The organism is Dyella lipolytica, from assembly GCF_030160075.1.
GTDB classification, from domain to species: Bacteria; Pseudomonadota; Gammaproteobacteria; order Xanthomonadales; family Rhodanobacteraceae; genus Dyella_B; species Dyella_B lipolytica.
This window is the reverse complement of sequence record NZ_BSNQ01000003.1, coordinates 802,445-826,613: the sequence shown is the minus strand read 5'-3', so window position 1 is coordinate 826,613 and position 24,169 is coordinate 802,445. Positions and strand designations below refer to the sequence as shown.

The following is a 24,169-nucleotide window of genomic DNA, read 5'->3' as shown; positions in this document are numbered from 1 at the left end:
GCGAATGTCTAAGACACTGCTTGCCTCCTGCGGATTCATGCTGGCTTCGATGAATGGCTGCGCAAGCGATCTCCCACCGATCCAGCCAGTCAGCCACGTGGATCTCACCCGCTTCATGGGTTCGTGGTACGTGATTGCGACGATTCCAACGCGTTTCGAAAAGAATGCCTACAACGCAGTGGAAACGTATACGCTGCAGTCCGACGGCAACGTCTACACCGCGTTCCGCTTCAATAACGGCAGCTTTAGCGCTCCCGAAAAAAAGATCCACTCGCTTGGCATCGTCAAAGCCAATACAGGTAACGCGGTATGGGGCGTGCAGTTATTCTGGCCGTTGCGGGCCCAATACATCGTGGCGTACTTAAGCCAGGACTACAGCGAGACTATCGTCGCGCGCGATGCCCGCGATTACACGTGGATCATGGCACGCACGCCTAATGTTTCCCCTCACGACTACGTGATACTCATCAACAAAGTGAAAGCATTGGGGTACGACATTTCGAAAATTCGAAATGTACCGCAGCAGTGGTCAAACGGTAGTGACGACCCGGTAGGAGTTAAATAAGATGCGGACGCTTCACCGCCAAGCTATCGATAGACAGGTTGCTCCTCTGGCGCGCATGTAATGAGCGGGTGTTAGCCGTGCGTGGGTCGTCATCGCGTAAACCGAGGTGACTCCATCATGAGCCATGATTTTTTAGCAAGTCAGAACATGCTGAATTCTGGTTGGCCTATGTCTTCGTCCATGTCGAATCGATCAGCGTGATTGGATTTGATTTTCCCGGTAACCGCCCTTGACATGGGCCTCCCGGCAACCGAATGACTTCCTCAGACGGGTTAACTTTATGCTTACCGTTCATCACTTGAACAACTCCCGTTCGCAACGCGTGCTCTGGCTGCTTGAAGAACTCGGTGTACCCTACGAAATTTGTCATTATCAGCGCGACCCAAGAACGATGCTTGCGCCGCCTGAACTACGTAGTATTCATGCATTGGGTAAGTCGCCGGTCGTTGTAGACGATGGGCGGATACTTGCAGAATCTGGTGCCATTATTGAATACCTCATTGAGCGCTACGGCGATAACCGTCTGGCACCACCCACGCATACCCCCGAACGCCTTCGTTATACGTACTGGCTACACTACGCAGAGGGTTCGGCGATGCCACCCCTACTACTGAAGCTGATCGCCACACGCATCGCGACGGCCCCCACCCCCTTCTTTGCCAAATTTGTTGCGCGCAAGATCTCCGCAAAACTCCAATCAAGCTTCATCGACCCTCAGCTTCAACTGCATCTGTCTTACATGGATAAAGCGCTTGCCACCACCGGATGGTTTGTCGGCGACGCTTTCAGTGCTGCAGACATTCAGATGAGCTTCCCTCTGGAGGCTGCTTTGGCACGCGGCGGTGTGGGCGAACTATTTCCTCACGTGGCCACTTTCATCACGCGCATCCAACAGCGACCCGCTTATCAGCGTGCGCTGGAACGCGGCGGTCCCTACGATCTCTTACGTTAAAGTGTTATGGCGTGAGAACAACTATTCAACACGCTTCGGCTTGATCGTTGAACGTTTTATAGCCTTGAGTGGCGCCCCATCCGATGGATGATGTTGGCGTTGCACGCGAATTGGCTGAACCCATGTGTCATGAACAAACATCATCCTGCTGTCGGCATGCAAGATGCTAATCGCTAGCGATATTTCGATAAGCGGCTGGGGCTTATCTTCAAGCGTCGCAGGATTTCAACTCACTTAAGAAAGACGTAAGAGCAAGCGTAATTTTTACGTTAAAGGCACGCGACAATCACGTGCTTACATGACATTTGCTGCGTGGTGCATCCGCATCGCCCTGACACTCGTATCTCTTTGTATCTTGCAAGGAAGCGAGGCTGGTCAGGGGCGATGGTGAAGAAGCGTACTCGTCATGCGCGTGAGAGCGTCCCGATAGGTGCGCTTGCGTAGGCAACCACCTTATTTCACGTCGAAAGTCGAACTCGGGAGCGGGATCCGTACGACGGAGCCGTGCGAAGTCACTTTGCGTCAAGCCCGAAGGACTTCAGCGGAAATTGATCACTTACGCGTGACGAGATGACCTATGAAACTCAAACCACTTTTTCTGGCTCTTACCCTAGTGCCGGTGTTAGCGATCGCCTCGAGCCATCGTGAAGCACCCTTCATTAGCACGATGCCCCAAGTCGACGGAAGCGACTTCTACATGTTCATGAGTTACGAGACCGGACGTCAGGGATACGTCACCTTCCTCGCCAACTACAACCCCTTACAAACCCCCGGTGGCGGCCCCAATTTTTACGCACTTGACCCGAATGCGTACTACGACATTCATATCGACAACGCGGGACATGCTCGATCAGATCTAACCTTCCGGTTCCGCTTCACAAATACCTACAAAAATCTTGCGGTTCCGACCGGGGCTAACGGCCAACCAATTGCGGTGCCGTTACTCAACATCGGTGGAATTTCCAGCACTAATCAAAATGCACTCAATCGCATTGAAACGTATACGGTCGAGCTCATTGATGGCAATCCCGAAACCGCGAGAGGCCGGCCACTCGTTAGCAGCATGGGCGGTTCCCCCGTTTTCACCAAACCGGTCGACAACATCGGCTTCAAGTCGATCAACGACTATGCCAACTACGCTAATAACTACGTGTATGACGTGGTCATTCCTGGATGCTCGGGACATGGACGGGTATTCGCCGGACAACGCAAGGATGGTTTTGTCGCCGATTTGGGTGAAATCTTCGACTTGGTCAACCTCAATCCATTGGGATCGCGCGAATCCACTCACAATGCGCTGACGGATAAGAACGTCGATACCCTCGCACTCGAAATACCGGCGGCCTGTCTACGAGATAGCCAAGGGAGTCCCGTCATCGGCGCCTGGACGACAGCCAGCATCCCGCGGCATCGCGAGATTGATCCCGACCACGATGACTCATTGGCCAACGCGTCTAACGAGTGGTCGAAAGACTATGTGCAGGTGTCACGACTGGGGCAACCTTTGGTCAACGAGCTGGTGATCGGCTTGCCCGACAAGGATAAGTTCAACGGTAGTCACCCGCACAACGACGCTCAGTTCCTGAAATATGTTACGAATCCCACGCTACCCGTGCTGGTTAACGCGCTGTTTGGCGCGGCGGTTCCACATACTCCGCGTTACGACCTGATCACGGTATTCCTGACCGGTGTACCCGGCCTCAATCAGCCTGCGCATGTCACGCCTTCAGAAGAACTACGCCTGAATACAAGCACCCCGCCGACCCCGCCGGCCAAGCAAAACGATCTGGGCGTGCTTGGCGGTGATTTGGCCGGATTCCCCAACGGTCGCCGTCCTTACGATGATGTGGTCGATATCGCGCTGCGTGTGGAGGAAGGTGCTTTATGCGGTCCTTCGATCGGGGTGTGTGGTGATGAGACCAAGGACCCCAATAGCGGGGCTCCGTTTACCGACGGCGCGCGCTCACCGGGACCCACCGTCGCCACCGAAAAGCTGATGGGAGACGAATACCCGGCCGACACTTACCTCCCTCAATTTCCTTACCTGATGACGCCGCTTCCGGGTTCGCCTAACGGCGTAAATGGCGTGGCCGCCAACTGAGTTCTGGCCATGAACCGTCTTCGCATCTCCCGCATGAGCCTCGAACACGGAGACGGTTCTGGCGCCGTGCACCACTCGTATACCGGTTATGGTGCACGGCGTTTTTTCTCTTGTGGGATCGCACTTCTATTGAGCTGCGCCGTCTATGCAAATCACACGACGCCCTACCTGCCGGTCAATACGACCGTTGTACTTCAGCTCGTACCACCCACTACCGATCCCCGCGTCCGCCAATTCAATCAGTTGCGTGCGGATCTGCAGCGACACCCGAACGACGTCACGAAGGCCGTCGCGCTTGCGCAGGCCTATATCGATTACGGACGGTCAACAGGCGATGCCCGATTTTTAGGTCGCGCCATGGCGGTTATCACACCGTACATGCAACAACCCACCCCGCCCATTTCGGTGCTGCTGGTACACGCTACGATCCAGCAAAGCCGACATGCCTTTCAGGCATCACGCAACGAGCTAACGCAGATCCTCAAGCGCGATCCCAACAATGCCCAGGCGTGGCTAACGCTGGCCACGGTAGCGATGGTCCAAGGCGAGGATGCGATAGCAAACGACGCCTGTGTTCATCTCGCCAATGCCAGCAGCGATTTCATGGGGATCCTGTGCACCGCTGCGCTGCGCACACTTACCGGACACACCGTTCAAGCCTACGCGCTGCTCTCTTTCGTAGAGGATCCCGGCCCCAAGGCGCCGCCAGTGATTAGGGCCTGGGTGGAAGGGCTCATGGCCGACATGGCTGCACGCATGGGCAAACCAGATATCGCCGACGCGCATTTCAAGCAGGCCTTGCAATGGACACCCGGCGATAACTTCCTGCTGGCCGACTACGGCGAGTTCCTGCTGGACCAGGGGCGTGCGCAGGATGCGATCGCTCTGGTCGGTGACGATACGCAGTCGGACACGTCCTTTCTGATACGGGTAACGGCGGAACATGCATTGGGGACACCGCAGGCTGAAGAGGACATTACGGAAATGAACGCACGTTTCCAATCCATGGACCAACGCGGCGATGAAGTTTTTATGCGCGAGCGATCCAGTTACACCTTGCATGTATTGCACCATCCAAAAGCGGCGCTCGATCTAGCGAAACAAAATTGGCAAGTGCAGCGATCTCCGAAAGACGTACGGGTTTATCTCGAAGCCGCGTTGGCCAACCATGACCGAGCCGCTGCCACACCGGTGCTCGACTTCGTCGCCCGCACGCACCTGGACGATGTCACGATCAATCCGTTGGTTGCACAGCTGCAGTCTTCGCCAACGAATTCGGCACAATCCAACGCTTTGGGTCGTGGCCCATGAGCGCGCGCCGCCTGTTGATCTCTTTGTTTGGCTTGATCATGGGCGTGGTGTCATTGAATGCATTCGCACACAAGGAGAGCGATGCCTACCTAACCTTGCAGATCGATCCACGCAACGACCACATCATGCATGCCCAATGGGACATTGCGTTGCGCGATCTCGATTTTGCAATTGGAATCGATACCAACCATGACGGTGCTATCACGTGGGGTGAGGTGCAGTCGCACCGTGCGGCCATTGAGAGCTATGCCCTGTCCCGACTGACGATCAAGGGCGATGGCCTCACTTGCGCCTTGCAGCCGACGGGACAGATGATCGACGACCATACCGATGGTACCTATGGCGTCATTCTGTTCGATGCGGTTTGCGATAAGAACATCCCAAGCACGTTAACGGTCGTCTATCAGTTGATGTATGACCTGGATCCGTACCACCGCGGCATCGTGACGATTCATGCTGGTGAAAAAATTGCGGGGGCGGTACTGGGACCAAGTAACCCCTCGGCCAGCTTGAATCTGCGTGTGCCGGATCGCTGGGGAGAATTCAAGAGTTTTGTAACCGACGGCATCTGGCACATTTGGACGGGTGTCGACCACATCCTGTTTCTGCTCTCCCTGTTGTTGCCGGCTGTACTGGTCCGGCGTCGCGCGTTCTCAGATCATTCGCCCTGGCGAAAAGGTGCCTTGTTGACCGAGACCACGGGTGCGCTCATGGCCGCGATGACTCCACGCCCCCGTTATCGTTGGGAGGCAGCGACTCGGTTTTGGCCGCCATGTCTCGACGTCATCAAGGTGGTCTCCGCCTTCAGTTTGTCGCACTCGGTGACGTTATCGCTCGCGGTATTGGGCATCGTGCATGTGCCCAGTCGTCTGGTCGAGTCCGGTATCGCGCTCTCGGTGATGGTCGCGGCGCTCAACAACCTCTATCCCCTCGTGAACAAGCGTGTCTGGCTGATCGCCTTTGCCTTCGGTTTCATCCACGGGTTAGGTTTTGCCAGCGCGCTCTCTGGCCTGCAACTGCCCGCCGGCGCCATGGCCGCGTCACTCGGCGGGTTCAGCGTCGGGGTGGAGGTCGGTCAGGAAGCCATCGTGCTCGCTTTCCTGCCTTTGGCCTACCTGCTGCGCACGACATGGCTCTACCAACGGCTGATGTTTCGATGCGGATCGTTGTTGATCGTGGCTTTGGCGATCGGCTGGTTCGTCCAGCGGGCCTTTGACGTGCTCATTCCCGGATTCAGTGCGATCGTTCCCAGTTGATTTCGTTAAGAGAGTGCTCCTCACGAACTCAGATCAGTCACTTTGATAAGTTTGCGAAAACCCATGCCCGGATACAAAGTAGCCTTCCGGCCCATACTGCGCTGTATCAACGGATCAAGCCTTGAGGTAGACCGAAATAACACAAGGGATTGAAATGTTATCGAGTCCGCCGTGCAATGAAAAAGTGAGTCATGCAAACACAACGATGCGCTCACTCTAGTGATCAATACTGTTGCTGACATTCGCTACCCACTCATTGTGATGGATGGGTCGATTCTGGGCGCACGTTTCAGTCCGCTGCTCGCACGCGCAATGCATATACCAAGGAATCGACGGTGACGAGCTTGCACATGTGTTCATACCATTGGACGCATGTGCAGTCGTAGTGTCTATCGACAGCAACTATTGCAGCTATGCATCGGCAGCTTTCAGAGCGGCCATGTCTGGCGAATTGTACGCGCACGGGATTAGTGAAATCGGTGACGTCTGCATCCCTTCAAACTATCCGTCGCCCATGGCTGGGTGTGAACCGCAATGTGACGCTCTTGACGGAACTGCCATTCTCAGGTGCGGCACCGATCGCGCCTTTGGCAATGACGGGTCCTGTGGGTTGACCGGTCGGTGATCCCCCTACCGGCTCCACCGACACCGCCAAGACAGCCGTGGGACCCACATGTGCAAGTTGTGCACGGTCCAACGTAAGGGTTGTTGGGTTATGACTATCGATCATCCCGACGGCAATCGGCTTTTTACCTTCGGGAATTAACCACAGCTCGGGCGCACGCCCCAGAGTGAGGCCTTGCGGTGTGACAGGTACCACGACGATGCGTGCTTGTTGGATATCCATGGTGGCGGTCCAACCAACATGGCCATCGCTCTGAACTATGGTCGAGGCCATGTAGGGAATGGCGGGCCGTATCGGCAATGGTGCGTGACGCGCGGGTGTCAGCAGTAACACCAGACAGCCCGCAGCCAGCACGCCAGCGCCGAGCCCCAACCCCTGCCAGAAGCGAAGGTTGTTCCAGAGGCGCGGACGCGCAACGGGGTCTGTCCTCCGCGTCGACACGTCGAGTTGAAGCGCATGTCGGATGCGCGCCCATACATAGGGCGGCGGATCGCTTGGCGCTACGTCTTCGCTAAGCGGCAACAGGCGGCTTTCCCACAGCGCTACAGCCGTGGCGGCCTGCTCGTTCGTGCGCACGTCACGCGCTACCGCGGCTCGTGCGTCCGCATCCAGCACGCCCAGCACGTACTCGGCGTAACGAAGGTTTGCGTTGTCGTCGTGGAGAGGCGTATTCATGATTCCAAGCACGTGCGAAGTTGCAGCAAACTGCGGCGGATCCAACTTTTCATGGTTCCAAGCGGAACCTTGCAGCGTGCTGCCAGTTCGTTATACGTAGCTCCCGAGAAAAAGGCTTCACGCACCGCGTGTCGCTGTTTAGCCTCCAACATTTCCAAGCATCGCTGTAGGCGCTGATAGTCCTGGCTACGCTGCGCATTCCCGGCAGGCGTAGGTTGTTGTTCGTCGATCACCTGATCTAAATCGACTGGATCCTCTAGTAGGCTCTCGCGATGCTGCCGAAGCCGATCGATAGCCTTGTTGCGCGTCAAGGCAGCGAGCCATGTAAATGCACTGGCCCGCTTAGCGTCAAAGCTTTTCGCGCGAAGCCACACCGTCGTGTAGATCTCTTGAAGTACTTCTTCCGCGTCGCTGCGATCCCGCAGCATGCGCAGGCACATACCGAACAGGGTCGACGAGGTGATTTGATATACCTGTGCAAAGGCTTGCTGATCACCGTTACCGGCCTGAGTCAGCAGTCGCGTCAAGTGTTCACGTTCGTCGTTGCCCTGGATCATGTGTATTCCTTGGAAGGTCCGGCTCGACTCATCATCTGCAGCAACGTCACCACATCGCGTGACATCGGGCGTCGCTCATGCGACCGAGCATGCTGCTTGCGAGAGAGCATGACAAGTCCAATTCTCTGCCCGTTCGGCAGGGCGATCGAGAGATTTTCACGGGTTTATGAGCATAAAAAGCCGCCCCGTTTAACAGGGGCGGTAGAGTGAGGCCTGCACTGCGCCGAGGGGAGGCTCGCGCGCAGGATCGACACACTCAAGGCATCAATACCTTGTCAATCACGTGAATGACACCGTTGGACTGAAACACGTTTCCGATCGTGACGTGTGCTGTATTGCCCTTCGCATCAGTAATAGCCCATTGGTCTCCGTCTTTACTGACCGTAATCGACTCACCTTCCACCGTCTTGAGCTCGGCTTTGCCGCCGGCCGCGGCAACCTTGGCGGCCAGATCTTCTGCGCTCAGACGTCCGGGAACCACGTGATACGTGAGAATTTTGATGAGTGTAGCTTTGTTTTCGGGCTTAAGCAGGGTGTCGACTGTACCTGCGGGTAACGCTGCGAAGGCCTCATTGGTCGGCGCAAAGACCGTAAATGGGCCAGGACCGGACAACGTGTCGACCAAACCGGCCGCTTTGACGGCAGCTACCAGGGTGGTGTGATCTTTCGAGTTTACGGCGTTCTGGATGATGTTGCGGGACGGATACATAGCAGCGCCACCCACCATCACGCTGTCGTGTGAATCCATCGACCCCGCCATGGCGGTAGCTGTGGCAACTGTCGTTCCCATCAGGAAAGCAGTCACAAGGAGCCGGAAAAGCATCCGACGATTCATTTGCATGACAAGTCTCCTTCGTCCATTAGACTTCCGACAGGAAGCATGGATATATACGAGAGCTAAGAGACAACGGATGCACGAATGACAGCCTGTGAGACAGCGCACCATGCGAGACAAAAGCCATCATGCAACCGGCATGATGAGAGACGATAACGACCTTCTTCTCGCCTCAGGCTACTGCAAGTCCGTGGCTGTCCAGCGCAAGTTGTTCGTCCATATCTAAGTCGAAGCGTCTATATGGACGGAAGTGCACATAGATCAGGGGGAACAACACCCGCAGATCAACCGCCCTCATACGGTGTCGTCACCGCTTATCCGCCAAAATATTCTGGATTATGACCGTGTTGATATATGCCAGACACTGTCGCCACAAAGGTCTTTCGCATTTCAATGAACTGCGCAACAAATTTTGAAATCAGCACCACCGTGGGGGCTTCTCGTCTCATTTACTGAGACCTTAGGCACCGGGGAGCCTGTCGTTTACCCCTTCGATAGCCCCTCTGCTTCTTGCAAGCACACCCGCCCGCTGAACCTTGCGGTTAAGGGGTATCAGGGCGGAAGGCTTTAACGGCCGGACTGATTTAGGGCACCCATTATTCGGCGCTTGCGGACCGATGAAAGCCGGTGAAAAGTCGTAATCAGGAAAGCCAGGTCATCATCACTGGCAAAAAAATAAGCAACCGGCACATCGAGTACTTCGCCGAGCTTGGCCAGCGTGCTGGTATCTGGCGTATGTTTGCCCTGTTCGTACTGATTGATTCGTGGAGAAGCCACGGAAGGATCTAAACCTGCGCGCACACCCAGCTCTCGCTGGGACAGCCCGGTGACCGTCCTGGCCTCCCGCAGGCGTATAGCAACCACCGCCTCCTTTTTACCTCCGCGTGCCACCAGTTCCGTCGCCCTCGCTGCGTTGCGAGAAGCTTCGATGGCATGGATTTGCCTGCATACTAAGACTTCCTTAGTATAGGCAGGCTATCGCAGGGGCAAGGTCACACTCCCTTCATGCTTCCTCCAATTCAACGACTTAAAGGGTTGACGTGAATCCAACCGATCTGACCGCCAGCCTCTTCTTCTCGGCGGCCGTACGGGTAGGGGCAGATATCGCCCTGACACGCCTGCTGCCCCTGGATGCTCTCAACAAACCACTGGCTCCGCACGGCAACTATTCACAGCGCGTACTGCTGTCGCTTCACGCGCTAGGGATCATCGAGCCGGAGGTATCTCAGTCTCATGCCGAGGACTGGCTGCTTGCGCGAGACTGGATGCGGCATGGGTTTGACAGCATCGCGTGGCGAATTCGTTGGACGCCACGCGACTGCCGCCGGCAACATGAGGAAGTCAAGGAATTGCTCCGTGATATCGAATTCTCCGAGGACACCTCTCAGGCACTCTTGGCGCTGTGGGAAGACCTCGCATTAGCGGAAGTCACCCAATATGCGCGATGGACCTTGGCCAAGTCGGGCTATAACCCCGAATGGACGGATCAGGCCGTTGATGCATTGCGCCGGGCACTGGAAGACTTCAGCGTCGGCCAGGTGATGTATTTGATCTATCTAGCGATGCGCACACTGGCGATGACACATCAGCAAGGCGGTATGGATGCCACGCGGTTGAGCCTGGTCTTCGCAGATGCGGTCGGCAACTATGCCCGACGCGCCCAGGTTGAAGGTTGGGCCATCCGTGGCATGACCCGGCCCGCCGGTTTACCAATGAGCACCCTTGCCTTGATCTTTGCGCACGAGGTCACACGATTGGATGACGAGTACCTAACGGTCCGCCCGTCAGCCGAAGCGCTCGCCAACGCCATGACACGGCATCGCACGCTGCATTGATGTCACTGCCAACGATGCGTCCTTCGAATAAATGACTGAGCAGCAAAAGCATGACGGTCGCCTGGAAGAAGAGCGGTTAGACACACTCTGGCTTGAGGCCAACCTCGATGCCTATGCTGAGGCGACCTTCTTACACGAGTTGAGCGGCCGGCGCATATTCGTCATCCTGCGACAACCTCCGGGAGCAGGCGACGCCGCACCCGAACGTAACCTTGTGCAGTGGCGGCGCGAGACCGATGGCGTGACGTTTATACCCATCTTTACCCGCGCCAACCGCCTTCCCTTCGCGCTGCCCGCACCGGCCAAGCTGGTGCACGTTCTTATGCGCGTGCTGATGGCAGCGGGTGGCGAGCAAACGTACATCGTCAACCCGCTATCAGAGGCACCCTTCGAGCTGCAGGTGAAACGGCGAGGACTGCTGCGTCGCTATATCGCGCAAGCGCATCACGATGCCGAATGGCCTTCCCTGGAGGCACCCTGGATATTTCGATTACCCGACGATTCACTCTATCCCGTCGCGGTCAAACTGGTGGAATGGTTTAACGCAACGGGGCGGGTCGATCAGGCGTTCCTCTACGAGCTCACAAGAGGCAGGGAGTCACGCACCGAGATCGTTTTGGGATTGGGGGTGCCCGCCGACAAAGTGCTGGCAGATACGCTAAAAACGATAGCGATTGAAGCCGGCATGGAGGCCGCTTCCTTCATTGTCCGCTTCTTGCCAGATGAGCCCTCACATCGTGAAGGCTTGGCACAGGCCGGCATGACACCGTTCTATCAACGCCCCGGCATATCGCAACACTAGTAAAACAGCCATCCAGGGCTGATGGGGGCTTGTGCGTATCAGGATTGGTGGCGGTCAAGGCAGGCGCTAAGCCCTACGATTCATCGAATACTCCGTATGACGGACTTGACTGGTTGCAGTCCTGGGAGCAACCGCGCCATATAGCGTTCAACCGGGAAAACGAAGAGTCCGCGGAAATTAATGAGTCCTTCTTGGATGGGCGCAATGTGGCGAAGGTTCTCAGGTATGGCATGGGCAGCAAGTTCCGCAGGCAATGCGGTGAGCGATTGCTGCATGCGCGCAGTGGTCCATGCCATAACGATATTGCTCAAAAGCGTAATGGATGAGGACACTCCCTGGATCCGCGACGCCGTGTTTAGCTGATGCCTCGGCACCCTGCCCGTTTCCAGCGCATGCTCCAATACATGGACGCGTTCGCCGTGGTTGAGTGTACGAAGAATCTCGCGGCGGAAATCTGGCAAGGTGAACCATCGGCACAAATACAGCGTCAGCAGCAACCGCCCTATTTGGACGCCGGCATCGTAGAGTTGCTCGCCCGCTGCGGCGGATCCAAAACGCGACAAGACATCCACAGCGCTCGCCTTGCCCATGTAGGTGGATGCCGCCAAGCGAACGCATTCATCCCAAATGGGCTCCACCTTTGCTATGTCGATGCGCTGCCTGGCGATGATGCCAGCCAGGTTCTCTGGCACGGTGATCGAGGGCGTCACATAAAGTTTGTGCCCACTCGCATCACGCAGACGTGGGCAAATATCGCGCTGTACGAGTTTGCCTAAGAAAATGCTGAATTCAGTTTGACCGTGCGTATCGACCGCCAGTTGTCTTATGGCGACGGCATGTTGGCGTAACACGCCTTCGAGCGCCACGCCAGCCTGCCGGTCCCCGACCACGACCGGCTGATCGTTAAAGATGCCCCAGCGATCATGGATGTGCGTATAGATGCCGATCGATGGTTTCTTGGTTCGCGGGTCGCGTCGGGCAAGATGTATATGCTTGACGATCTCCCGGCTCATCATGTCTGCCGATGCAAGGTCTGCACGTCCCCAACACTCGGTGATGGGGTGGCTATGCATAAATTCGAAGACCGTTGTATTGGCTTCGCGCAGCCGTTTCTCTTGAGCAATCCAACGCATGCTCTGTCCAACGGCATCGGCTGAAAGTCCCGGCATCATGCGCGCGGTGTCGGCCGCTGATAGAGCAGTGCCATGGGCAAGAAGCCCAGCATAGACAAGGCGCAACTCATCAATCGAGCGAGGCTCACGCCCCAGTAGCGTCCAACTGAATCGCGTATAGCTATCCACCTCCATCATAACGCCCGGCAGCTCCTCGGCCCCTATGCGTTCCATGAGTGCACCGCGAAGAGCGATGACCGCCTTGGGGACGTCTTCAGCCGGGAGCTTGTCCAGATGTACGCCATCCTTGTCAACCGAAACAATGCCATCCCGTCCGGCCTCACTCAACGCATTGAGCTGCAGCACCACCTGCTCCACCAGCGGCTCCGTGAATTCCTTGGCATCTCGCGGCAAATTCAACCGCGCGTAGTGATGAGATTTCTGCGTGGCCCACTCGTCCGTAGGAATCAGCATGCTTTCGCGGTTACGGAAGCTGAAACTGTGAACGATATAAACACTGCCGCTTTTGAGCGCACGGCGCATGGCTAACAGGGTCGCTACTTCAAACGCCCGCAATGCCCGTTGCCGATCGGAATCAGACAACATATCGTCCCAGACTTTGCCGAGGTGAACGGAGATTTCCGCGGGAAGCGTGGGTTTACGCTGCCGATATATCTCTCGCAATGCATCCAACGCCTGCAAAACAGGATGCGGCGTCATGCTTTCAAAATTTAGTTCGCAAAGCATTTTAAGCAGCGAACGCGAATGTTGACTATTTTGAACAAGCAATTGTTCGCGTGTTAGCCTTGCTCGAGTGATCCGCTTTGTTCCCCCGATTTTCTCAACGGCCTGCAACAAAGCCGTCCGAAGATCGTCCTCCGCCAGCGAGCGATTGAGTGCAAGCTCGCGAATTTCTTTTGCGAACGTGACCAACGTTCGTGCTCGCGCCTCCGCCGATTGAACAACCGCGCGCATGCCGTTTCTCCAAAGATCGGCAATGTGCTGGCGTGTCATGGCAAGCAGCCTATCCGTTGAAGTACAAAGCGCAGCCTGAAGAAAGCACGCCACCTCGAGGGTCCGACGCGAGTCTGTTACGCGTTTGCTTATGGAAGGTGGACGGTCCGCCATCGTCTGAGCGTAGTGCCGCTTGATGTGGTCCGATATGGCAGACAAGGGATGTGCCGCGACCCCTAGATCTAGCAGCTCACGGATATGATGAAACTGCTCGCGAATTTGGGGAAGCGACTGCTTACGCGGTGCCTGGGAGAGCCATTCTTGAAACGAGATGCCTGAATGATGGGGTTGGTCACACGCTTGCCTCCACGTATCCAGCACCTCCTCAGAAACATGTTTCTGAATCACCGTACCGAGTTCTTCCTCCGCCAATTTCAACGCCGCGTCTACAGCACTCTTTAGAGGACGCTCGCCTTCAATAAGAAGACCATTTTCATAGAGCCATATCTTGATCTGCGTCATCAGCCGGTGGCGATCGAATTCAGACAACACCTCTACACGGAGATAGCGCACAAGTGCACGGCGCTGGTGTTCGGACATGCGAGCAAATCCCAACGTCTCAATGGCCGTATTTTGGTGTGCATACAGAGTGGGACGACGACGATACAGAGATCGGAGGGAGGCGATGTCTGGCGTGGGGATGTCCAGCGTCTCTCCCAGATGTGCCCAAAGTTCGGCAGGTACGACTTTGATGCCCCCAAGCACGCTACCAGTCATCCGGATAAATCCGATCTGCAAGGCCAAGCCAAGTCGATGCAGCGCCTCGCGCTTCCCGAAGATGACTTTTCGCTCTTTCGCTGAATAGGTGAAGAAGGCATTGAGCTCGAATTGGTTGAGCTCCTTGGGGACGGCTCGCAGCCCTAGATAGGGCTTTTGCCAGTACCGCATGCCGACCTCCTGCATGTCTGGGGAGACGTACGGAGCCTAACAGCAACCCTTGATTTTACGTAAGTTGCAAGTCGGAAAGGTGAACTTACCCATACAAATCAATAAGATAATTACTGCCACTCAGGCGTTACTATTTGCAGCTAAATCAAGCCAGCACCTAGTCGGCCACCAGAATCGGAATCTGATGCGCGAATTCCGGCAGATACGAGTCGAACGCGAGGGTGATCAGCGATGCGAGCGTGAAGTCTCTCTGGCCGGTCAGCAGCATGGTCGCGTGAATGCCGCGCGGATTCTCGCCGACGGTGTCCATGTAGCGCGGATAGTCCGCGCGCTTGGGGCTGTACGGACCTGCCGCCGAGTACGGCCAGTCGTTCGTGTTCATGATCCAGCCGTTTGGCGGGTTGAGCACGCGCGGCAGTTCGTTGAGCACGTGCAGGCCTTTCCAGTCGGTCGCGGGATCGCTGCCATCGACCGGCTTGGTGTAATCGAAGCGATCGTCGCGGCGAGGAATGAACTGCGGATGCAAATAGGCGATCTCGCCCTTGTCATCCGCGAAGATGGTGTTGTTCGACGAGTTGGCCTGCAGCGCCGCGACCTTCATGTAGCTGGCGTAATCACTGGCCTTGGTGCGCAACCAACTTTGTTCCAACGCCTGCGTGGGCTTGTTCATCAACGCCATCGCCATCCACTTCCCATCCTGCTCACGCACGATCGGGCCATGATGGGTCGCGTAGACGGTGAAACGCCGTTCGGCCATCGTGCCATCTGGTTTGCGATACGGCACGCTGATCTGGCGCACGCTTACCGGACGCAACGTATTGCCGTAACGATAGAACAGCTTGCCGCCCTGCTGCACGATGGTTTCGGCGAATTCATCCACCGCATCGGCGGTAGTGGACGTATGCATCCAGCCGATGTGCGGGTTGAAACCCTGGTAGACAAAGAATTGCCCCCAGGTGACGGCTCCGTACGCATCGAGGCCCGCATCGCTCGACATCTGCAGTTCCGAGCGGAAGTAGAAGGACGTGTGCGGATTGATCAGCAGCAATGCATGACCGTTCACGGTGAGCTTGGGTGCGATAGCGATGCCGTTCGAGCCGGACGGCTCGGCCCAGCTCGATGGCATCGCTACGCTCGCCGTCGTTTCCGCGTCATGCCCATAAAACGCCGCCAAGGGATCGAGCGCCGCGCGTTCGATGTCGCCGCCGATGCTGCCTTCACTGAAACTCAAGGCCATCCACGGCTCGAAGTGCTTGATCACGTGTGGATGCACTTCCGGATGTGTGGCGAGGTAGTCGTTCAAGCCGTCGGCCCATGCATTCATCAACGCCTGAAGCCAGCCTGGGCAGCGGGCGTATTGTCGCTGCAGCTCGGCGGGATCGATAAACAACTTCATGCGCAGATCACGCCAGATTGCCGATTCGCCTTCGGCCTCGGCAAGGCGGCCCATGGCGTTGAGGTAGTTGGTCTCGACACGATTGAAGTCGTCTTCCGCCTGCGCGTAGGCCATGCCGAACACGGCGTCGGCATCGGTCTTGCCGTGCACATGGGCAATACCCCAATCATCGCGCGTGATGGTGACCGCCTGCGCCTCACGGTGCCAGCGCGCCGCCTCCGGCGTGTCGGCCTGCGCAGTCGCGACCAGGCTTAACGCAAACAGCATGACGGTTGAAAGTACACGCTTTAGCAAACGACGCTGCTGCGCGAGGCGCCATTTCCCATCCAAAAAGGGCAACTGATCAACCAAGAAATATCGCATCGCTTCGCAGCCTGTCCGATCATTGTCGGTTGATGCTAGCGAATGTCCCCCGCGGCGGTAAGCTGACATTCGGCCTACGGAGTGACTGGTACTGAGCTCGCAAGGTCCGCTTTGGGTGAAAGTGGACGACACAAGCTTCTCAATCGCTCCGACGGGCGGGAGAAGCTACGATCTCTTTTCCTCTAATGAGAAGCCAAGCGCTCACCGCGCTGAGCAGTGCAAGCGCAGCAGATACCAGCATGACCCATCGAAAGCCCGCGACAAACGACATGCCAATCGTATGCCTCAATGCGGCGGTAACCGAAGCTGAGTAGCCGCTGGGGATGACCATGCCAGCCAGCCTCGCACGTTGCGACGTGACGGCGGATACGAGCGCTGCCGGCGCCTGTAGACGGGCAAGTTCGTTGCTCAGCGTGACATTGAACGCCCACGTCAGGACGATGCCGAAGATCGCGATGGCCAGCAATGCCGCGGTGCGAGACACCGCGTTGTTGATGCCGGAGGCCGTACCTGCGAACTCAGAGCCTACGGCGTTCATGACCGTCGTGGTCAATGGCGCCACGGTAACGCTCATACCAAGACCGAGGATGCAAATCGCCGGGAAAAATGTCGTCCAGTAATCGCTGTTGATGGACGGCACCGCGAACATCACAAATCCAACGGCCGCTACAACGGGGCCGATAACGAGCGGCAGCTTCGAACCTAACACGTCGACCAAGGTTCCGGCCCAACGCGACAAGGCGAACATGATGGCAATAAACGGGAGCAACGCCGCTCCGGCAGCCGTGGCGCCGTAACCTTGAACCTGGATCAGGTTGAGCGGGAGAAAGAATAGGCTTCCCCCGAGCGCCGCATAGAGCAGCAAAGTCAGAAGATTGGCTCCGGCGAAATTGCGTTCGCGAAAGAGCGATAGTTGCATCATGGGAGCAGCGCTGCGAGCCTCCACTCGAATGAACAAGGCGAGCGCACCGATACCGACGCCGGCAGCCACCCAAACGGGCATCGCCTTCCAACCTCGGGACGGCGCTTCGATAAGAGCAAACACCACACCCGCCAACCCGATCGTGGCCAGGCATGCACCAAGCACATCGATAGGATTGCGGTCACCCGAGCCCCGACTCTCTGGCACCTTAGTCGCGCAGATCAGCAGAAGCACGACACCCACGGGTACATTCACAAGAAAAGCCCAGGTCCACGAATAGTGCTCGACGAGGAAGCCGCCAATCACCGGCCCAATAGCCGCCGTGATACCACTGAATGCGGACCACGTTCCAATCGCAGCGCCTCGCTCCGACTGTGGGAAGGTGGCGCTGATAAGCGCAAGGCTTCCGGGTACCAGCAGAGCGGCACCCATGCCTTGCACGGCTCGTGCAACGATGAGTTGACCCACGTCAGAGGACAACGAGCACCCCATCGATGAAACCGCAAACAGGGCAGCGCCGATCATGAAGATGCGTCTTCGCCCAAAACGATCGCCAAGCACACCGCCCACGAGCAACAGCGAAGCCAAGAAAAGCGCGTACGACTCCATGACCCATTGCGCTTCGGACGTGGTGGCACTCAGCTCTCTTTGAATGGCCGGCAGCGCCACATTGACGATGGTGCCATCGATGAACGCCATGCTCGAACCGAGAATCGCTGCGACAAGCGTCCAGCGACGCGAAGGTGCGGAGCAAGGCCGTGGCACATCACCGTGCAAGATGACGCCGTCATCGCAGGCTGGCTTTCCGATTTGGCTCATGACATCCGCAACAGATATCGATAGTGCCAAAGCTTACTCCAGGCACACCCGAGGGCGCGCTGGTCTTGGCGGTGGCATGCGCTGAAATGGTGTGATTTTCGTGCTGGTTCTGAGTGCCCGCTATGGGTCGGAAGCGGACATTACATCCGTGAATTTAGCGACCCTCCGGCTTGAGCAAGCCAATCGTGTTGAGTTGGCTTTCGAGAGCCTCCAGGGAACCCCACGGCAAGATAGGTGAATTTTGCCGTTCGTCCGGCGGGTTCTGGAGCAGTCCATCAGACCAACCGCCGCAACCTACGAGAGGTAACAGTGGCCGATGATGCAGCCACGCAAGGCAAACTTCCGAGATAGTGCCAGCACGCCCTCCGATGACAATACATGCGTCACCGGCAAGTGCCATTATCAGATTTCTTGCGTCACCCATTCCGCATGGTATGACAACCGTCGCTGGCCAATCCGGTGCTGGCATATCGGCATTCGTTGTGATGCTAACAACCAGACCGCCAGCAGCTTGCGCGCGTTGCGCTGCTACACGGGTCGCTGGACTTCCGCACCCACTGATCACCGTAATTCCTAAACGAGCGAGCAGTTCCCCGGCCTGCCCAGCCAACTCGTAAGCCTTCGAGCCTGGCTCCGCACTTCCCAGCACACATACTTGAGGTTGGCGAATAGCGTTGGTCATGTCTGTCCTTGCGTTTGAGGTCGCATTCTCAACAGTCGCCATGGGTCGAAAGCGGAGATTACAAAGGTGTTCCGCTCTACCCCGCTGCCGCCTTACATTGTGTTTCTGCCAATCTCTTCTATGACTACATATTTAGCGTTTTCGCCATTTCGGTGGTGCCGTTCCAGCCTAACCCCTGATATAGCGGCTTGCCTTTTTCCGTTGCATGTAGAACGGCATAGCAAGCTCCACGCCTGACAAACTCTGCATCGGCAAGGTTCATCAGTTCACGGGCCAGTCCGCGATTTCTGTAGTCGGGTTCAACAAAGACATTCAGGACATATCCGCGTTTATCCCGCGTTGGATGCATGGGATGCGGTGGCCAATCGATCAGCATCAGGCCGATTCCAGCAACAGGAACGTCATCGTCCAGCATCACATAGCCAAAATACGATCCATCCAGCAAACGTGGTCTGACCCATTCACGGAAATGCTCGGTCATGAGCATCAACACATCATCGCTTGTACCTGCATCCCGAAACATTTCTTCGCGGTGCCTACAAACGAGGTCAAGATCATGTGTGCGGAGTGTTCGAATGTACATAGTGGTTCCGAAGTGGCAACGTCAAACCGTGAGTCCGCCTTGAGTCGAAAGCGGACGTTTGACTGGTCGATGAGGAAGTGCCTAGTGTTTCGGCTCCCAAAGCTCGATCTTGTTGCCTTCGGGATCAAGAATCCACGCGAAGCGGCCGTTGGGGTCGCTGTCGTCGCGTTTCAGAATGGCGACGCCCTTTGCATGCAACCGCGCGACTAAAGCGTCCATGTCGTCGACTGCGTAGTTGATCATGAATGCACTGGTCGATGGTGCGAAGTAGCTCGTCGAGGCCGGGAATGCGTTCCACGCCACCACCGGAGGATGCTTTGGCGTGTCGTAGCGTAGCGCCGCACCGCCCCAGGCTTCTATCGGCAGTCCCAGTACGTCGCGATACCACGCCGCAAGTGCCTTCGGATCTTTCGCCTTGAAAAACACACCGCCTACGCCGGTGACATGTCCGGCGGGCACGGCAGGCGCGGCTTCAGCCGAACTAGCTATCAAGAGAAATCCCATGCACAGCACGAAGATCGACTTCACTGCCATTTACTCACTCCTTTGCGATGGATGCTGCGATGGATGCGGCCGCGTGGTGACACACCGGCTCTATAACAAGGTGGCGTGACGAGCCGGGATATAGCGTAACGCCGTCCACATCGCGACTCCAAATCACCACAGACAGTTGGCTTGAGGCCAAAGTTACGATTGCTCGAGCCGTTTGGAGCCACTTTAGCGAGAGTCTTGAAAGCGGCCCCATAACCCTGCACCCTTCGAGTCCGGACTTGAAGCGGCAGCTAGGAAAATGGATGAAACGACGCAGTTTTGACTTGCTGGCGGTCGTCGGCATCTTTCTGGCCTATTCAATTACGCTCCGGCTGGCTTTGCATTCCGACTATCGCGAGAGCCTGCTAGGTGGGGCTGCGAACACCGTTCCCGTGGTCATCTTCGGAGCGATCGTGCGTCGCATAATCCAGGTAAGGCTGATCGGAAAGGCAGTCCTGATCCAATGGGTCGCGCACATCCTGTTGTGTGCGGCATTTGCTTTCCTTTCCTATGTGTTGTTGATAGTCCTGTTGGGCTTGCTGTACGGCGGCGGCCCGTCGGGCTTCGTCGTGAAGCCTTTATCGTCCGGTGGAACGGTCTGGCAGTCATTGGAAAATGTAACGACTTACGCGCTGATTGCGGCCATTTCGTATTTGCAGGCCCAAAGCGATCACCCGGTGATGCCGCGCCGCGATAACGCCGATGTCGCGGTAGAAAACCAGAAAGCAAGCACAGCTGCCGTGCCCGACGATCTCAACGCGGAAGCTGGCCACGTCGTTCCCACTCCGATGGGGAATGCGCCAACAGAGAGCACCCAGATTCGAGCCGAAGCGGCGCCGTCCCGCTATTTCGTACGGATCGGCGATGAATTTCGACCCATCGATATGGACACTGTGATCAGCATCAGCGGTGCGGACGATTATTCGGAAATAAGGACGCTTTCCGGCAAACATCTTGTCCGCGTGACGCTATCGGAATTTACCAAGTCCCTCGACCCCGCGAAGTACGTTCGTGTTCATCGCTCCTGGATCGTCAACGTTCACCATATCGCCCGGGCAGAAGCCGCCGGCGGTGGGCGCTTGCTCCTGCACATGGAGACAGGCCAGATCATTTCGACCAGCCGTACAGGTGCCAAGTTATTGCGTGGCCGGGTCATTTGACCGTCCACCGATGTCATTCGCCGATTGAAAGTGTTCGTTCACCGATCTTTTGGCCTTTTCTCGCCGAGCTTCCGGATCATCTCTCCGCCGAGCGATACCTAGCTCGATAAACGACGCCCTCACTAACGCGCCGGAGAGAAATGGCCTTATGAACATCTTCGCCACATCCATGCTGCTCGTCGTGAGCGTGTGTGCTTCCATCGCCACAGCCGCTCCCGCCACACCCCTCCAGGATGAACAGCTATCGGTCGTCGCGGCCAAGTTGATTCCCGCCTATGCCTCGGAGCAAAGCGCAAAAAGCCTGGCCATCCTCTATAACCTCCAGCTCGCAGCCGGACGGCTCGCCGATGCGGAGGCGACGCTGGACCGCCTAGAGGCGGTTTACCGTTCGAGCGAACCGAGGCTTGTCCCCAATGTGGTGCCATGGCGGATCTATGCCCGATCCAAAGCCTACGAGGCGGCTGGGAAAACAGCACCCGACGCATTGGCTCACGCATTTTCCGAACTCTACAGCTCGCTGCCCAGCAGCCAGGCGGCCGCCGTGCTGCCTTGGTACAGCGCAGACATCGATAGCCTTCGTGCGGACGAAGCAGCGCAGGCAAAGATATGTGCAGGAATGCCACTGGCACGCTGTGCTTCAGCGGCGAATCTCATTCGCGCGCATGAGGAAAACATCGCCCTGACCTACCTCATGCAAGCGTCGGCGCCCTTGCTCAAAGCCGATATGGAACGTCGATACCTGATCGACGACCAAGTGCTTATTCCGACGCCCGATGGCGCGAAGATCGCCGCGCTAGTGGTACGCCCCCGCTCCGCGGGGAAAACCAAGCTCACCGCGTTGCTGAACTTCACGATTTACGCGAAGGACACTTGGAGCATGAGCGACGCAGTGACGATGGCTGCCCATGGCTACGCAGGTGTCGTGGCTTACACGCGGGGCAAGGGACGAAGCCCTGATGCGGTCGTCCCTTATGTCCATGACGGAGAGGACGCCGCGACCGTCATCGGATGGCTCTCCCATCAGCCTTGGAGTGACGGCCGCGTCGGCATGTTCAGCGGAAGCTATAACGGTTTCACGCAATGGGCTGCCACCAAGCATCATCCTTCCGCGCTGAAGGCCATCGCCACCAACGCTACCAATGCGCCTGGCATCGATACGCCGATGCAAGGCAACGTGTTCCAAAGCTTCATCTATCCGTGGCCCTTCTACACCACGGACATCAAGGCCCTAGACGACAAAACCTATGACGATAGAGCCCGCTGGATCGGGCTCGAAAAGAAATGGTACGTAAGTGGCAGAGCGTATCGCGACCTCGACAAGATCGACGGCAAACTCAATCCCGTCTTCGATACGTGGCTCGAGCACCCTGCCTACGATGCCTATTGGCAACGCTTGATCCCGTATGGCCGCGAGTTTGCCAGTATCGACATTCCGGTATTCGTGGAGACCGGTTACTACGATGGGGGCATGGTAGGTGCGCTCTACTATTTCCAACAACACCTCAAGTATCGTCCCGCCGCCAATGACCGAATGATCGTCGGCCCGTATCACCACGTCGCCATGCAAACCGGCGTATTGGCTAAGGTCGATGGATATCAGGTGGACAAGGCTGCATTGATCGATCTTCAAGAATTGCGGCTGGCTTGGTTCGACCACGTTTTTCACGGAGCGCCGCTGCCAGCACTGCTCAGCGACCAGATCAACTTCGAAGTGATGGGAGCCGATAGCTGGCGACATGTACCAACGCTCGCCGACATGGCCACCAGCCATGCGCGCTTCTATCTCACGGGGCATCATGACGCGAAACCATTGCTGCTCGGCAACGCCCCGGACACCCAATCGGCACCGGAACTCGTGGTCGATTTCACCTATCGCGGTGACGTGGATTTTCAACCGCCACCTGGTATGGCCGATACGCGCAACGCGCTGGTATTCGAAACGGAGCCGCTTAAAGAGCCACTGGAAGTTGACGGCTTGTTTCAAGGGCGATTTGTGGTCACCGCCAATAAGCGTGACTTCGATCTGTCGGTCAACTTTTTCGAGCTGACGCCGGACGGGCGATATCTTGACCTGGCCTCCTATCTTGGCCGGGTGAGCTACATGCAGGACCGCACGCATCGCCAACTGCTGCAACCCGGGCAACCGCGCGTCCTCGAGTTCCAGAGCCAGACATTGACATCTCGCTTGTTGACGCAGGGAAGCCGGATCGTCGCTGTGATAGGCGTCCCTAAAGTTCCGGATATCCAGATCAATTACGGCACTGGCGGCGACGTGAGTAGTGAATCGATAGCAGACGCAGGAGCACCGTTGCGCATTCGCTGGTCCGCGGACAGCTACGTTGAGCTTGGAATCAGAGGCGCCCCAGATTTTGCGCAACGGCACTAGTGGGCGAATCCACATGTGCATGAGAGTGCGGAATGTGCAATGTCCGCTTTGGATCGAAAGCGGACATTACTCGACTTCACGCTCGTCAGGACGATTAACCAGGCTGGTCGATTTCGACGACGGGCCGACTCGCAAGCGCAACCCAAGCGGACAGGCAAGCAAGCTTCTGCTCTTTCCGCCAAGGTTTCCCTATGGGCGCACCCAACGCTTTCAGCCGGCCATCCAACTCCGCCGAAGATACGCCGAGCACCTTGGTGGCGAGTTCGAGCAGCGATTTCTCGTCCTGATCGACCACGTCGACAGCACATTGGCCAGCCGCGAACCGAAGCGCTTCGCGCACGGCCAGGTTTTCGGCAACCGGGACGTGTTCGGCCCAGGCAAGGCTGTATTCGAGGAGATCGGTAATCCAACCGGCGCGGTTGACGAGCAACGCGACGACAGCCAGGTTGCATCCCGCTGCATCCAGTCGATGGATGATGCCTTGCAGGCTGTTCGTCGCCAGCTGACTCTGACGCCTGCGCCCCTCTGCCACGATGGCCGCGGCTTCATGCGCGGAGCTTCCTGAGGACTCGTGCTGCGTTTCGGCGGCCAGTCGGTACGGCTCAAAGGAAAGCCGGTCGCCATCGGTAGACGTTTCGAGAACCGCAGAGAGGACGACGCAGGGCTTTCCCTCCGCAGCGGTGACACCAACCGCGACGGCACCACCTTTGAACGCGCGTAACCCGAGTCCGGCAATGAGTGGTGAGCGAATCTTGGGTTGAGGCATCACTACCTCCTTTGGCCCAGTCGAGAGGGAGAC

20 protein-coding genes are annotated in these 24,169 nt (G+C 57.1%); 9 read left to right on the top strand and 11 right to left on the bottom strand.

The features are described from left to right. Positions 1–4: 4 nt before the first annotated feature. The 5 genes from QQL64_RS05120 to QQL64_RS05100 all read left to right on the top strand — a co-directional run bounded on the left by QQL64_RS05120 (position 5) and on the right by QQL64_RS05100 (position 6,185). The gene (locus QQL64_RS05120; RefSeq protein WP_284396549.1) at positions 5–565 is read left to right on the top strand and encodes a lipocalin family protein; all 561 of its coding nucleotides are present in this window, start codon (positions 5–7) and stop codon (positions 563–565) included. A gap of 280 nt (positions 566–845) precedes the next feature. Next, positions 846–1,517: a glutathione S-transferase family protein gene (locus QQL64_RS05115; RefSeq protein ID WP_284396546.1), complete on the top strand. Its 672-nt coding sequence runs from the start codon at positions 846–848 to the stop codon at positions 1,515–1,517. A gap of 577 nt (positions 1,518–2,094) precedes the next feature. Beyond that, positions 2,095–3,618 carry a DUF4331 domain-containing protein gene (locus QQL64_RS05110; protein ID WP_284396545.1) on the top strand — a complete coding sequence of 508 codons (1,524 nt, stop codon included), beginning with the start codon at positions 2,095–2,097 and terminating at the stop codon, positions 3,616–3,618. A gap of 9 nt (positions 3,619–3,627) precedes the next feature. Beyond that, the gene (locus QQL64_RS05105; protein ID WP_284396544.1) at positions 3,628–4,929 is read left to right on the top strand and encodes a tetratricopeptide repeat protein; all 1,302 of its coding nucleotides are present in this window, start codon (positions 3,628–3,630) and stop codon (positions 4,927–4,929) included. Further along, positions 4,926–6,185, top strand: coding sequence for a HupE/UreJ family protein (locus QQL64_RS05100; RefSeq protein ID WP_284396543.1), 1,260 nt, complete (start codon positions 4,926–4,928; stop codon positions 6,183–6,185). The genes QQL64_RS05105 and QQL64_RS05100 overlap by 4 nt, the downstream gene beginning before the upstream one ends. Positions 6,186–6,681: 496 nt before the next feature. Here the strand turns inward: QQL64_RS05100 and QQL64_RS05095 are convergent, their stop codons facing one another. The 4 genes from QQL64_RS05095 to QQL64_RS05080 form a co-directional block, all read right to left on the bottom strand. Then, on the bottom strand, positions 6,682–7,485 hold the full coding sequence (locus tag QQL64_RS05095; protein ID WP_284396541.1) for an anti-sigma factor: 804 nt from the start codon (positions 7,483–7,485) through the stop codon (positions 6,682–6,684). After that, positions 7,482–8,042 (bottom strand): sigma-70 family RNA polymerase sigma factor, encoded by a 561-nt coding sequence (locus QQL64_RS05090; protein ID WP_284396540.1) that lies wholly within the window; start codon positions 8,040–8,042, stop codon positions 7,482–7,484. The genes QQL64_RS05095 and QQL64_RS05090 overlap by 4 nt, the downstream gene beginning before the upstream one ends. 256 nt (positions 8,043–8,298) lie before the next feature. Next, entirely contained in the window at positions 8,299–8,865 is a 567-nt protein-coding gene (locus tag QQL64_RS05085; protein WP_404601097.1) for a fasciclin domain-containing protein, read from the bottom strand. A 579-nt stretch (positions 8,866–9,444) separates the two neighbouring features. Next, on the bottom strand, positions 9,445–9,768 hold the full coding sequence (locus tag QQL64_RS05080; protein ID WP_345782628.1) for a helix-turn-helix domain-containing protein: 324 nt from the start codon (positions 9,766–9,768) through the stop codon (positions 9,445–9,447). A gap of 149 nt (positions 9,769–9,917) precedes the next feature. On the opposite strand from QQL64_RS05080, the gene QQL64_RS05075 reads away from it, so the two are divergent. Both QQL64_RS05075 and QQL64_RS05070 read left to right on the top strand, forming a co-directional pair. After that, the gene (locus tag QQL64_RS05075; protein ID WP_284396539.1) at positions 9,918–10,712 is read left to right on the top strand and encodes a hypothetical protein; all 795 of its coding nucleotides are present in this window, start codon (positions 9,918–9,920) and stop codon (positions 10,710–10,712) included. 31 nt (positions 10,713–10,743) lie between these two features. Further along, positions 10,744–11,514, top strand: a complete 771-nt coding sequence (locus QQL64_RS05070; RefSeq protein ID WP_284396537.1) for an SseB family protein — start codon at positions 10,744–10,746, stop codon at positions 11,512–11,514. 80 nt (positions 11,515–11,594) lie between these two features. On the opposite strand, the gene QQL64_RS05065 is transcribed toward QQL64_RS05070, so the two are convergent. The 6 genes from QQL64_RS05065 to QQL64_RS05040 all read right to left on the bottom strand — a co-directional run bounded on the left by QQL64_RS05065 (position 11,595) and on the right by QQL64_RS05040 (position 19,827). Beyond that, on the bottom strand, positions 11,595–14,528 hold the full coding sequence (locus tag QQL64_RS05065) for a Tn3 family transposase (protein WP_284396535.1): 2,934 nt from the start codon (positions 14,526–14,528) through the stop codon (positions 11,595–11,597). A 157-nt stretch (positions 14,529–14,685) separates the two neighbouring features. Then, positions 14,686–16,191 (bottom strand): penicillin acylase family protein, encoded by a 1,506-nt coding sequence (locus tag QQL64_RS05060; protein ID WP_404601081.1) that lies wholly within the window; start codon positions 16,189–16,191, stop codon positions 14,686–14,688. A 235-nt stretch (positions 16,192–16,426) separates the two neighbouring features. Further along, complete coding sequence (locus QQL64_RS05055) at positions 16,427–18,028, bottom strand: MFS transporter (protein WP_284396533.1); 1,602 nt, start codon at positions 18,026–18,028, stop codon at positions 16,427–16,429. 154 nt (positions 18,029–18,182) lie between these two features. Then, entirely contained in the window at positions 18,183–18,710 is a 528-nt protein-coding gene (locus tag QQL64_RS05050; protein ID WP_284396531.1) for an SLOG cluster 4 domain-containing protein, read from the bottom strand. Positions 18,711–18,834: 124 nt separating this feature from the next. Beyond that, positions 18,835–19,293 (bottom strand): GNAT family N-acetyltransferase, encoded by a 459-nt coding sequence (locus QQL64_RS05045; RefSeq protein WP_284396529.1) that lies wholly within the window; start codon positions 19,291–19,293, stop codon positions 18,835–18,837. Between the two features lie 81 nt (positions 19,294–19,374). Continuing rightward, positions 19,375–19,827: a VOC family protein gene (locus QQL64_RS05040; RefSeq protein WP_345782627.1), complete on the bottom strand. Its 453-nt coding sequence runs from the start codon at positions 19,825–19,827 to the stop codon at positions 19,375–19,377. A 260-nt stretch (positions 19,828–20,087) separates the two neighbouring features. Here QQL64_RS05040 and QQL64_RS05035 point away from each other — a divergent pair, with 260 nt between their 5' ends. Together QQL64_RS05035 and QQL64_RS05030 are read left to right on the top strand one after the other, a co-directional pair. Continuing rightward, complete coding sequence (locus tag QQL64_RS05035) at positions 20,088–20,984, top strand: LytR/AlgR family response regulator transcription factor (RefSeq protein WP_284396527.1); 897 nt, start codon at positions 20,088–20,090, stop codon at positions 20,982–20,984. Positions 20,985–21,132: 148 nt separating this feature from the next. Next, positions 21,133–23,370 (top strand): CocE/NonD family hydrolase, encoded by a 2,238-nt coding sequence (locus QQL64_RS05030; protein WP_284396523.1) that lies wholly within the window; start codon positions 21,133–21,135, stop codon positions 23,368–23,370. A 94-nt stretch (positions 23,371–23,464) separates the two neighbouring features. Here the strand turns inward: QQL64_RS05030 and QQL64_RS05025 are convergent, their stop codons facing one another. Continuing rightward, on the bottom strand, positions 23,465–24,136 hold the full coding sequence (locus QQL64_RS05025) for a hypothetical protein (RefSeq protein WP_284396521.1): 672 nt from the start codon (positions 24,134–24,136) through the stop codon (positions 23,465–23,467). Positions 24,137–24,169: the final 33 nt, after the last annotated feature.

Bases quoted from the DNA above. Each gene is read 5' to 3' on its own strand.
- QQL64_RS05120 (WP_284396549.1), top strand. From the start codon at position 5: ATGTCTAAGACACTGCTTGCCTCCTGCGGATTCATGCTGGCTTCGATG.
- QQL64_RS05115 (WP_284396546.1), top strand. From the start codon at position 846: ATGCTTACCGTTCATCACTTGAACAACTCCCGTTCGCAACGCGTGCTC.
- QQL64_RS05110 (WP_284396545.1), top strand. From the start codon at position 2,095: ATGAAACTCAAACCACTTTTTCTGGCTCTTACCCTAGTGCCGGTGTTA.
- QQL64_RS05105 (WP_284396544.1), top strand. From the start codon at position 3,628: ATGAACCGTCTTCGCATCTCCCGCATGAGCCTCGAACACGGAGACGGT.
- QQL64_RS05100 (WP_284396543.1), top strand. From the start codon at position 4,926: ATGAGCGCGCGCCGCCTGTTGATCTCTTTGTTTGGCTTGATCATGGGC.
- QQL64_RS05095 (WP_284396541.1), bottom strand. From the start codon at position 7,485: ATGAATACGCCTCTCCACGACGACAACGCAAACCTTCGTTACGCCGAG.
- QQL64_RS05090 (WP_284396540.1), bottom strand. From the start codon at position 8,042: ATGATCCAGGGCAACGACGAACGTGAACACTTGACGCGACTGCTGACT.
- QQL64_RS05085 (WP_404601097.1), bottom strand. From the start codon at position 8,865: ATGCTTTTCCGGCTCCTTGTGACTGCTTTCCTGATGGGAACGACAGTT.
- QQL64_RS05070 (WP_284396537.1), top strand. From the start codon at position 10,744: ATGACTGAGCAGCAAAAGCATGACGGTCGCCTGGAAGAAGAGCGGTTA.
- QQL64_RS05065 (WP_284396535.1), bottom strand. From the start codon at position 14,528: ATGCGGTACTGGCAAAAGCCCTATCTAGGGCTGCGAGCCGTCCCCAAG.
- QQL64_RS05060 (WP_404601081.1), bottom strand. From the start codon at position 16,191: ATGCTGTTTGCGTTAAGCCTGGTCGCGACTGCGCAGGCCGACACGCCG.
- QQL64_RS05055 (WP_284396533.1), bottom strand. From the start codon at position 18,028: ATGAGCCAAATCGGAAAGCCAGCCTGCGATGACGGCGTCATCTTGCAC.
- QQL64_RS05050 (WP_284396531.1), bottom strand. From the start codon at position 18,710: ATGACCAACGCTATTCGCCAACCTCAAGTATGTGTGCTGGGAAGTGCG.
- QQL64_RS05045 (WP_284396529.1), bottom strand. From the start codon at position 19,293: ATGTACATTCGAACACTCCGCACACATGATCTTGACCTCGTTTGTAGG.
- QQL64_RS05040 (WP_345782627.1), bottom strand. From the start codon at position 19,827: ATGGCAGTGAAGTCGATCTTCGTGCTGTGCATGGGATTTCTCTTGATA.
- QQL64_RS05035 (WP_284396527.1), top strand. From the start codon at position 20,088: ATGAAACGACGCAGTTTTGACTTGCTGGCGGTCGTCGGCATCTTTCTG.
- QQL64_RS05030 (WP_284396523.1), top strand. From the start codon at position 21,133: ATGAACATCTTCGCCACATCCATGCTGCTCGTCGTGAGCGTGTGTGCT.
- QQL64_RS05025 (WP_284396521.1), bottom strand. From the start codon at position 24,136: ATGCCTCAACCCAAGATTCGCTCACCACTCATTGCCGGACTCGGGTTA.